This is a genomic window from Atopobium deltae (assembly GCF_001552785.1).
Taxonomy (GTDB): domain Bacteria; phylum Actinomycetota; class Coriobacteriia; order Coriobacteriales; family Atopobiaceae; genus Atopobium; species Atopobium deltae.
This window is the reverse complement of record NZ_KQ959487.1, coordinates 175533-186474: the sequence shown is the minus strand read 5'-3', so window position 1 is coordinate 186474 and position 10942 is coordinate 175533. Positions and strand designations below refer to the sequence as shown.

General features: G+C 56.5%; 7 protein-coding genes and 1 pseudogene. 2 read left to right on the top strand and 6 right to left on the bottom strand.

What is annotated here, in order from left to right; translation table 11 throughout:
• Positions 1-462: 462 nt before the first annotated feature.
• Positions 463-807: an XRE family transcriptional regulator gene (locus HMPREF3192_RS02515; RefSeq protein ID WP_066305041.1), complete on the bottom strand. Its 345-nt coding sequence runs from the start codon at positions 805-807 to the stop codon at positions 463-465.
• On the opposite strand from HMPREF3192_RS02515, the pseudogene HMPREF3192_RS02510 reads away from it, so the two are divergent.
• Positions 718-1185 (top strand): annotated as a pseudogene (locus HMPREF3192_RS02510) (site-specific integrase); the annotation flags it as partial. The gene HMPREF3192_RS02515 and the pseudogene HMPREF3192_RS02510 overlap by 90 nt on opposite strands.
• 5 nt (positions 1186-1190) lie before the next feature.
• The gene (locus tag HMPREF3192_RS02505) at positions 1191-1616 is read left to right on the top strand and encodes a plasmid mobilization protein (RefSeq protein ID WP_066305040.1); all 426 of its coding nucleotides are present in this window, start codon (positions 1191-1193) and stop codon (positions 1614-1616) included.
• Between the two features lie 145 nt (positions 1617-1761).
• Here HMPREF3192_RS02505 and HMPREF3192_RS02500 read toward each other — a convergent pair whose 3' ends face one another.
• From HMPREF3192_RS02500 to HMPREF3192_RS02480, 5 genes are read right to left on the bottom strand one after another with little or no spacing between them, the layout of a single operon-like run.
• Positions 1762-3222 (bottom strand): UvrD-helicase domain-containing protein, encoded by a 1461-nt coding sequence (locus HMPREF3192_RS02500; protein ID WP_066305039.1) that lies wholly within the window; start codon positions 3220-3222, stop codon positions 1762-1764.
• Positions 3222-4946: an ATP-dependent nuclease gene (locus HMPREF3192_RS02495; RefSeq protein WP_066305037.1), complete on the bottom strand. Its 1725-nt coding sequence runs from the start codon at positions 4944-4946 to the stop codon at positions 3222-3224. Before HMPREF3192_RS02495 ends, HMPREF3192_RS02500 begins: the two co-directional genes overlap by 1 nt.
• Before the next feature lies 1 nt (position 4947).
• The gene (locus HMPREF3192_RS02490; RefSeq protein WP_066305035.1) at positions 4948-5871 is read right to left on the bottom strand and encodes a DUF4238 domain-containing protein; all 924 of its coding nucleotides are present in this window, start codon (positions 5869-5871) and stop codon (positions 4948-4950) included.
• 1 nt (position 5872) lies between these two features.
• Positions 5873-8935: a restriction endonuclease gene (locus tag HMPREF3192_RS02485; protein ID WP_066305034.1), complete on the bottom strand. Its 3063-nt coding sequence runs from the start codon at positions 8933-8935 to the stop codon at positions 5873-5875.
• 1 nt (position 8936) lies between these two features.
• Complete coding sequence (locus HMPREF3192_RS02480) at positions 8937-10937, bottom strand: site-specific DNA-methyltransferase (RefSeq protein ID WP_066305033.1); 2001 nt, start codon at positions 10935-10937, stop codon at positions 8937-8939.
• Positions 10938-10942 lie beyond the last annotated feature (5 nt).

Genomic DNA, 10942 nt, shown 5'->3' with positions numbered 1-10942 from the left:
CACTGTGCCGCTGAGTTTCGTTTCGTACGAGAGTTACGGCAAAGCCACCAGCGACAATGGTGAGTAAATGCGATAATCTAGCCTCCGTTCCCGTGCTGGGACGGAGGCTTTTTTTGGTCTTTTACTCCCTTTCACCTGCGATTTCGCCATTTACTCCCCGTATTCCAAGACGGCAAAGTACAGGGCGGTATTCGGAGGAATGGGAGTAAGGATTCATCCCAAGTGAGTAGACACGCGGTTTTTGTCCCCGAGAGCGAAACGGGGCCGTTTCGGGGCCCGTGAAACTCAAGTCGAACTCAATGGGCATTTTTGCGGTCTCCGTACGGCGCTTCCCCAGGTGCGCCGAAAATGCCTTTGCATGCAATGGGGAGTAAAAACTCAGCATACTCAGGTGCGAGCGGAGCTCACCGCCTAGCTTGGCGTCCTGATTCGATTGCGTTGATTGCGAAATGCAGAGAGCCGCTACAGCGAGGCTTTCCAGTCCTCGTATTCGTCGGCGTCTATCTCGTCGTTCTCTAGCTGCGCGCGCTTCTCTGCCCACAGCTCGATCGCCGCCGCGGCTTTGGGCGCGTGAGGCGCCTTGGGGTTCAGGGAGAGGCCCGAGCCGTCGGCTGAGGGAACGATGCCGAAGGAGTCCTCGAGCCGCACGAGCAGCGACATGAAGTCGCCCGCGGTCTCGACGCCGTAATCCTTGAGGGCGTTGACGGACACGCCGAGCGCTGCGTCGAGCTTCTGGCGCTCACGCCGTCCGACTTCATGCTGGAGAGCTCCCGGCTGCGCATCAACAAGTCGTACCAGAGCCTCCACGGCGTGGACACCGTGACCGACCCCAAGACGCCCAAGTCAGTGCGCACGATCGTCATCCCCGCCTTCCTGCGCGACGAGATGGCGGACTTCATCGAGATGCGCGACGATGTTGCCCCCGACGAGCGTCTGTTCGCTGTGACCAAGCACTTCCTTGCCCACGAGATGGAGCGCGGGTGCAAGGCGTCTGGCGTGAAGCGCATCCGCGTACACGACATTCGCCACAGCCATGTGAGCCTGCTGATTGAGATGGGCTTCTCCGCGCTGGCCATCGCCGAGCGCATGGGCCACGAGGCGGTTGACATCACCTACCGTTACGCGCACCTGTTCCCGACGAAGCAGGACGAGATGGCCGCCGCGCTCGACGGAGCGAAGAGGTAAAAAAGATGCCGTGCGAGAACAGCGCTCGCAAGCGCAGCAAGACGATGGCGTTTCGCTGCACACCCGAAGAGCACAAGCTCATATGCGAGATGGCCGCCTGGAGCGGCATGAACAGGCAGGACTACATCATTGCTAAGCTCACCGATACCCAGGTCGAGGTGAAGCCCTCTGTGAGCGTTCAGAAGGCGCTGAAGGACTCGATGGCGGAGTTGGCTAAGGAGGTTCACTTTGCGGCCTCCTACGGCGAGCTGAACGAGTCTCTGCAACATAGGCTCGGGCTCGTGATGGGGTTCTTTCTGGCTCTCGGCGAGCCGGTAGAAGCATCGGCGGAAGAAGAATCGCAAACGAAGGCACCCTCAGCTGTGCCGAAGATGCCTGACGCCACCAGCGCCGATTGCGACACGAGCATCTTCGGGATAGGGCGCGGGTAGCGGCACATTTGAAACCACCACGCGAAACCAAAGGCTCTTTTCTCGATTTTATTCACGGCAGCTCTTGCGTATTGTCAATGATTTAGATCGCTTCAGCCTTCCATCATTTTCAAGAGCCGCTCCGTCTCTCTTACTATTCGGGTTACTAATCGAATAGCAAGAGCTGGCGGGTAGGTCTTGTCAGTGCCACATAGAGATTTTCTTTCGAGTAGGCCTTCTGGTCTGAAGCCTTGACAACAGCGGCGCTGTCAAACTCGAGGCCTTTAATCAGAAGCACACGTGAGATTTTGAACGCAATTGGGCTTGACTCTCGAAAACGGTCGCTTGCCTTGACACGTTCAAAAATGGTCGTTGGATCTTCTCCTGTGGCCAAGTGCGTCCTAATGGCGAACACAACGTCATTCCAGGCCTCTCGTCTGACAAGATGAGACCCGCAACATATGCGGATGGAATCGCAGGCTTCCTTGAACCTCTCTCCACTGAAATCATGAGACGTAAACTGCAGTTTCTTAAGCATTGGAGCATAGTCCTTGCGCGCTTTCGCGGACATGTATCGGTCGAGCGGTCTGCCTTCTTGTAACGCGGAGAGAACTGGCTTATCAAGAACTTTCGAAAGAGACGAGTGACAATGAAGAGTGAGCTCGGAAAACCATTTCGCCTTCGCGCCTGAATCGCCCTGAAGAGGGAAAGACGACAACTGCTCTCTTGCGAACCTTCCTTCCACTTCCTCAACAAGCTCAAACGAACCGGCCAAGCGCTTCGACAGGTTTTCGGAATAAGCCAACGGAAGGTTGGGACACAGTACTGCGGCGCTTCCACATTTGCTCCGCATTGTGTATGCGCTATGGATTAGCTCCGATTGGGATTGGCCCGATGTGATATGTCTCACGTTGGGAATACCAAGTGTTTCGAAATCCAAGCCCCTTCCAGCCATCAATTCTGGTCTTACGTATTCCAACAACCACCTCCCTAAGTCGGGATTGGTCGTTTCCCAACGGTAGGGCTTAGGGTCAACGATTCCAATCGGGGCGAAAGAGGGCTCAACGTCCAGCTGCCAATCGGGAAATTGCTGATGTCGAAAATCGAAAATGCGCTGCAGCCTGTCGCCGAAAACGGCAACTGATCCGATTACGTCGCGGAGGGCAATCGCAAGGCGATGCTGCGACATATCACAGTCCTGATATTCATCTATGAGGATCAAGGAATAACTGGCCGATAAGACGGACGCAAACGCATCATACGAGCATAGCTTTACAGCTCCCATGACACATCGGCTGTAATAATCAGGAGCAGTGCGCTCGATTTGGATATTGATTCCCGACAGAAGCGGATATGCACGTGAGACCTTTTCCGCCCAAGAACATATGGTTGCTACAGAGCATGCCGATTGATTAACCCCAAAACGACGAAGACGATTCTTGATGACGGTAACTCCTGCATTGGTATGGGTTAGGATCAGCGTTCTCTTCCCGAGATCGCCGGCAAGGCTCGCCACTGCAGCAATCAGCTGGGTCTTCCCCGTTCCAGCTGGCAGTTCGATGGAACAGGGAGCTCCTGAGAGAATGTCGGATGCTAGCTCTTTGGTTGTGTTGTCCAAAACATCCATTACTTCTCCGCTGGAAACGTATTTAGCAACTCAGAAAAAGTCTTATACAAAGCAGATTGAACGAACCGTTCGCTTTCTAAAGCTGAGGAAATCAGCCATTCACCGAGTGCAATACTGGAAGGAACACTCTTGAACCAGCCTTTTCGCTTTCCGCTTCTTCTTGTAGATGAGACAACCAGAGCCTTTCTCACATTTTCTTCCGGCTGAGCACTCCATAGCTTTTCAGGCGAGAAAGGGTCGAAGGGACCAGGTTCATTGCGGGCAAAATCGTCATCAATGCGTTCGCGAGGAACTATCTCCTCATCGATTAAAAAGGCTAGCAACTTGGATATCAGCTCCTTATCCAACGCTTCGAATAACGCGTTTTCGGTTGACCAGCCGTCGGGCCATGCAAAAACCTGCACGCCAGATTGCTCGGCGCCTTCGAGCTTGGCGTTCGTTGTGGAATCGTCTGAGTCCACAAGGAGAGCGACTTTGTATCCAAGGCCAGCAAACTCCTGCGCCTTTGAAACCGCGTCGGACCCTCCGCCTCCTTGGCATAAGCAAGTTCCAAGGGCAGCTAACGTGGGCTTGCCTTGAGAGCGGGCCCTCTCATCGCGATAGGCCGCAAATGCTCGATAGAGCCCTTCTTCGGTCTGACCCTCCACGACGACGATCGAACGGGCCAAAAAAGGAGATGGGTTCGATCTATGGAGTCCCTCCAACTCCTCCGGCACAAAAACGCAGCTGGAATCTCCGCCTCTATTTGACAATATTGCGATTTCTGAAGCAGCGCAGCTTTCTACCGCATTGCTCGAGTGCGTGGTAAGGAAAACCTGTGAAATAGCCGCGTCTGCTTTCAGGGTTTCGATTAGCCCAATAACGCGGTGTGGTTCTAGTCCACTCTCCACCTCGTCGACTAAAAGTGTTGAGCTATCGATGGCGCCAAGCTTCTGTATCGCAAGACTCGTGAGCCGGCGAGTACCTAGTCCATAACGGTGGACAGGGACGCTTCCCGAATATAGGGCGAGCGAACCATAGCCGTCGCCTCTCGATGTATCGAGCCCTGGAACCATATTGGAATAACTCGCAGCGCCAAAAGCTTGCGCACCGGCCCTGATGCCGTCCAGTACGTGGGCAAAATCATCTGGCATAGAAATGTTGCCCAATGCTTCTCGAGCGGCCTGGGTGGCGCCCTTCATGGCCGCTTCCGCTCCATCGGTGCCCCGTGACACCTTGCCTAGAGCTGAATTACGCGACCAACGAAGATGGGCGTCAACTCGTTCGTCAAGTTTGGATACGCCAAGTTTCCTTCTTGCGGAAGATTTAAATGCCGCAAGAGTTCCATCGGAACGAATAATCGACCACGTTGGCTCGAAATCAATATTGATTTCGAGCTCGACAACGAGGCACTGCTCACACCCGTCAAACGGTTCGGGAACAACCTCCCCGTCTTCAGAGATACCCTGTAAGTAGAGCCCGCAAGAGTCAATGGTCATTAGATCAGCTGGAAGGTCAGTCAGTAGCGCGGTGATAACGATCGGCTTAGATTCGTCACTGTAATCGCTGAACGAAATGGGAAGGTTCCATCTGTCTCCAAGAAGCCAATCGAGTGCGTCTAGTACAGTCGTCTTTCCTGAATCGCCCGCGCCTATAATGCATATAAGCTTTTTATCGGCCTGGATCGACCAGTTGAGTTTTTTAATTCCTCGAAAATTGTCGATCCTTAGGTTGCGGATAATCAAATCAATCCCCTTCGATAGATTTGGCGTTGGCCACTTGGTTACAATCGCGTACCGCGTGCTCGAGCGGGCCGCTTCCCCTCGAAATGGCGACATCCCAATGCTCGCAGTTGAGCAGAAGGAGTCGGTTCATGAATTCGGTGCCCGAAAAACCGAGTCTCACAAACGGCGGAAAAAGAGGGCCATCCGAAAAGAGCGCAGCATACTCACTGCTCAACGGCATATACGTGAGATGGAAATCATACGAGTCGTCATCGGGTCCGATGATAAACATGGGCATCGACGCCGTAACGAACCCTGAGCCGACGGATGCCTTAAGGATGGAAAAGCGCTTTGCGAGAAAAGCTTCGCGAATGCGGTTGACTGGCACATTGACGTCGTTTGAGAAGAGCATGGTTGCAGCGGCAGAAAGCTCGACCACCGCTTGGGAATCTCCGCGCCAACCTGACCAATCGAGCAAGTTGATTTCATGGGGTGCCAGATGAACGTTTCTGAGCAGCTCTTCGGCAGCTTCGCGTGAACATTTCTTGTCGGCACGCATGCTGACGGGATGGCGGACGATGATGTTTGCTGCCAACTCGCAAACGGCGGCTTTCCCATCAGAATACCCTTCGCCTTCGCGCTGCCCTTCTTTCTGGCGTTCCAAAAAGCGATCGTAAAGCAGCGCGATGCGGTTCTCGAACTCGGATAGCTTAACTTCGATGAGGTTCTGCGCATAGAATCTGTCTGTCGCATCGCCTGCCGTATCAGCATGCTCGACTTCATAAAGATCGCGCATGCAGCAAAGGTTCTCGCAATTCGTGCGGAAGAAGGAGCTCTTCTGCCTGCTGTAGGCATGCAGCTGTCCGGAAGAATCCGCGAAATGGCGCAGGTAGAACTGCGGCACCCAGTGCTGCTTTCGTGTCATCTTTCCGGGCAGCTTCGACATCCTAAGCCTTCACCGCCTCGTATTGGTAGGTCGTTCGCACGTTGTAGTGGAAGTCATTTCCAAGGTCCAGCGCTTCGAAGTGCTTCTTGGCGCAGCCGATCTTGATCTTCTCTGCGTCACGCAGGGCCGGCTCGCCGTTCTTGCCGCCCTTGGTTTCGGTCACGAAGTACACGCGGCGCTCACCATCCGCCTCCTCGACATACGCCCAGTCGGGGTTGTAGCTGCCGAGTGGCGTGTCGATCTTGAACGCCGAGGGAAGCTTCGCGAACACGAGCACCTCCTCCTGCTTGTCGAGCGCCTCGGCAAAGGAGCGCTCGACTCCTGCCGAGTCGTATACCACGTAGTTGTATAGGCTCTTGCTCGCCATGTCCGGCTTCCATGCGTTCTGCCCGAGGTATGCCGTGTAGTTGTCGAGCTCGAGGTCGTGCATGGTATACCACTCATCCTCGGGAAGGCGCACGTACTTGATGCCCTGAGCGATGAGGTCGTTCTTCACGCGGTTGATCTTGTCGCCGACCTGCGCGAGGAAGGTCGCGGGGTCGATCTCGAACTCGTCGAAGCGGCTGCAGCCCTCGAGGATCGCCTTGATGGTGCCGCGGGTGAGCCCGACGGCGTCCTGCAGCTCGGCGATCGGATCGGGAAGGTCGTATTTCACCTTTCCCGAAACGGAAACCACGGAGGTGCCCGTGCCCTCGGCGCTTACGCCCGCGTCGTCGATGCCCAGCGAGGCGCGCTCGCTCGTCACCTGGGGCGGGCGCACGGCGAGCATGCCGTCGATAGCCTCGACGGCATGCTGGATGAGCTTGCCGGAGTCGACTTCGACCTGGAAGCGCGTGCGCTGGCGAATGCGGTCCCACAGGGCCTGGAACGCCGGGTCGAGAGTGACGTCCTTCTGCAGCTCGACCGAGACCTCCTTGGCCTTGTCGCGGATTTGAACCCTCTGGGACTTGTGGATGATGATCGCCTCGACCTGCTCCTTCGCGGGTTCGAGTTCGGCGGGAAGCTCAACCTTGCCCTCCTCGGCCGCCGTCTTCAGCTCGGGCGTCACCGCGCCCTTGCCGTCGACCATGCCGGTCGCGACGAGGTGGTCGAAGACCCGCTTCGACTTTTCGTAGCCCAGGCGCTCCTCGACGCCCTCGGGAGTCTTGACCGTGACCTTCGTGAAGCTCTCCGGGGTGATGACGCCGAACTTGAAGTCCTCCGCCTCAAGCTCCTTCTGAAGGCCGTTGGCGAAGTCGTCGTAGCTCTCGTTGGCGATAACGGTGAGCACGTTCGCCTCGGGGTCGTACAGGCGCTCGCCGTCCTGGTTCACGCACAGGCGCAGGCCGCGGCCGATCTTCTGGCGCTTTGTCAGGTTGTCCTTGGTCTCGACGAGCGTGCAAATCTGGAATACGTTGGGGTTGTCCCAGCCTTCCTTGAGCGCGGAGTGGCTGAAGACGAACGAGACGTCCTTGTCCGCATCCTTGCCGTCCGGGAAGGAGATAAGCGTCTCCTTCTTCTGCATGATGAGTTCGAAGGCCCCGGCGTCGTCGGCGGTGCCGGCGGCTCCCTTGGAGTCCTTGAACTTGCCCTTCTTGTCCTTGGCGAAGTAGCCCTGGTGCACGGCGTGGGGGTCGCGCACCGGCGGGGCGCCGACAGCCTCGTAGCACTCGAGCCAGGTGCCCTTGCCGATACCCGCTGCCTTGGCGATGCGCCTGGGAGCCTTCGAGCTCAACGTTCCGGCGTACTCCTCCTCAAATATCTGGGCGTACAGGCCGCCGTGGACCTCGGGCTCGTAGACGCGGTAGCGGTCGACGCGGTCGATGAAGAAGAGCGAGAGCACCTTCACGCCGCGCGGCCACAGCTCGAACTGGCGGGCAAGGTGGTCCTCGATGGTGCGACGGATCTGCGCGCGCTTGACGACTTCCTCGTTGACGTCGCCCAGCGCCTCGCCCAACTCGAGCACTTCGCCGTTCTGGAACTCTATAAACTCGTCGCCCTCGACGGCGCCGATGTTGTTGACGACCCAGCCGCTCTCGTAGTCGCTGTTCTCGCCGCTCTTCTGGTAGAGGTCGTTTCCGGTCTTCACGGTGACTGCCTTGCGCTTCTGCGTGCCGTCGGCCTGGCGCACGTCGATGGACACCTTGGCAGAGAACGGGTCGGACTTGACGGACTCGAGCCTCACGTACGCGCCATTGAGGTTCGCCTCGGCCTTGATCGAGTCGACGCAGATGCCCTTCACCAGGTGGCGCTCGAAGGCGTCGACCGGCGTGAGGCGGTAGATCATGTTGTAGGCCTGCTTGTGCGTTGCCGAATAGCGCAGCACGAACAGCGGGCTCAGGCTCTTGATGGCTGCCTTGGCCTGCTTGGTGTTGTCGACGCTCTGAGGCTCGTCGATGATGACGACGGGCTTGCAGGCGCTCACGAGCTCGCGCGGGCTGAAGCCGCCGGTGAGCTTTTCGCTGGGACGGTGGAAAAGGTTGCCCTCCTTCGCGGTACCGTCCTTCTCGAGGCCCTTGTTGAACGCGTCGATGTTGATGACCATGACCTGGATGGAGCTCGACGTGGCGAAGTTGCCCACCGGCCCCATGTCCTTCGAGTCGTACACGAAGTAGTCGAGCGGCGTTCGGTCGTAGAGCGTCTCGAAGTGCTTGCGCGTGGTCTGGAGGCTCTTGAGGACGCCCTCGCGGATGGCCACACTCGGCACGACGATGACGAACTTGGTGATGCCGTAGCGGCGATTCAGCTCGTAGATGGAGCGAATGTACACGTAGGTCTTGCCGGTGCCCGTCTCCATCTCGATGGTGAAGTCGCGCAGGCGCCCGTCGGTGAGGACATCGGTCGCTGGGAGGCAGCTATCCTCCTGCACGGAGTGGAGGTTGTCGAGGAGCTGGCCCGGCGCCACGCGGAGCTCGTTGCCGTGGCCAACCATGAGCTCGCCGATCGCCGTCTGGCCCTTGCGGCCGGAATCGGCGGAGAAAACGCTGCTGACAAATTGCTGACCTCGGAAAAGGTCGCAGGTTGCCTCTATGGCCTCCAGCTGATGCTGCTGGTCGGATGAGAACTTGAACTCGAGTGCAGCCATGCTAGACCGTCCTCAGTTCGATCTCGCAACCCACGCGCTCGCCAGCGTGCTTGAAGATCTGCACGGCGTTGAGCTTGAGGGTGTCGTCGAGGATGGAGTCGAGGATAAGCACGCGCCTGGGCTCCATGTCGGCAATGGCCTCGAGGGCGTCGATGGTGAGGCCTAGGGACATGCAGCAGACGAGCTCGTCGCACGCGACGGACCAGATGGGATAGCCAGCGGCGTCGGACTTCTCCACGGGCAACGTGAGCTCGAGGCCCCATTTGAGCATCATCTCGAAAACGATATCAAGTTCAGAACGATCGGACTTCACTACGTCGAGTACGAGTTGACCGGGTTCTGGCTTCTCAATTCCGGAGTCATCAAGCTCGAAGATGCGGAAGCCGATATCAGGGAGGCGTTTGGGTTCTTCGCCAAGTTCGAGCTGACGATTGGATTCGACGAGATCGGCTTTGATGGCGTTGCCAGTTAGGCGCAAACGCTCTTCTGCCAGATTGGTGAGCACGGGGTCAAGCTGCCTGCCCTTTAGATAGGTGATGGCATTCTTAGTTATCTTTTTATTTGAACCCTTTGCCGTGCGAAGATTGTCTTCAAGGTTCTCTGGAAGCTGGACCATGATCCATTTTGCGCAGAAGCCACCAATGTTAAATCGCTCAACTGCCTCAGCGGTAGTGCCGGAGCCAGAGAAGAAATCGAGAACGATGTCTTCACTCTGAATCCCAAATGCACTCATCAGGCGCTGAAGAACCCTATCGTCTTTAGGGTTGCTAAACACCTTGCTGCCGAACAGAGTTTCAAGTCTTTTGGATGCGGCTCGTCCATCTTGATACAGCATCGAAGTCAAGCTTTGGAGCTCAGTGCTCTTTAGATAGGTCTTATTGTTTGGAGCCGTGGTTTCATCATCGCCAAAATGAACGAGCCCTTCCGATATTCTTCGCTCCATTTCGTCTTTGGGATATCGCCAACCGGTCGAAGGCATTTTGCATACTCTATTCGTAATCGGATGTACGACATCGTAAACATACTGTCCGTCATTTGGACCTGATATGTCAGAGGGGAAATAAACACCCCTTTCGTCCATCCAGGAATAGTGCTTGCTGCCAAATATGGGATTTGATGGTGGGAATTGCTTGTACCAATCGAGAGCGGCTTTATGAATTGCCTTCCAGTCGTCCCCATGCTTTTCGCGAAGCTTATCGAACGCGGAGTAGATTTCCTCCAAGCCCTCTTTGCGCTCGGTCCACTCGCCAGCATTTGCCCCTTTGTCCTTCACGTAAACCAGCATGTACTCATGCTGCATGGAAATGTACGCTTGGTCGTTTTTACTGCTATTCTTCCATACGATCTCGCCAGCGAAGTTTTGCTCGCCAAACACCTCATTGAGCAAGGACTGAAGGTTCGTCCTCTCGTTTTCATCGATGCTGGCGACGAGTATTCCGTCAGACCTAAGAAGCTCACGGGCCAGTTTAAGGCGGGGGTAGATCATGGAGCACCAATTGGCGTGAAAGCGCCCGTCCGACTTGGAATTCGATTGCCCGGTCAGTCCGGCTTGCTCGCGGTAATCGGCGATGGTTTGGCCAAAGGAGTCCTTGTACACGAAATCACCGCCCGTATTGTATGGCGGGTCGATATAGACCATTTTGACCTTGCCGTGGTAACCGCGCTGCAAGAGTTTCAGCGCTTCGAGGTTGTCGCCCTCGATGTAGATGTTATCGGAGTCGAAGGAACCGTCCTCGCCATCGCGGCCGCGGCTCTTCTCGGGGCACGGGCGAAGCGTGGCGGTGCTCACGGTCTGCGATTGGCGGATGGCATCGGTCTTGCCGGGCCACGTGAACGCATAACGCTCTTGGTCCGCGTCGACCTCGTCGCCAAGCTCTAACCTCAGTTTGTCGAAGTCAATTCCGCTCTCGGAGAACACCTCGGGCATCAATTCTTTGAGCTTGTTCAGGCGGTCGTCTATCAGGTTTTCCGATTCAAGATTCATCTTCTGTATCTCGCTCACGAAGT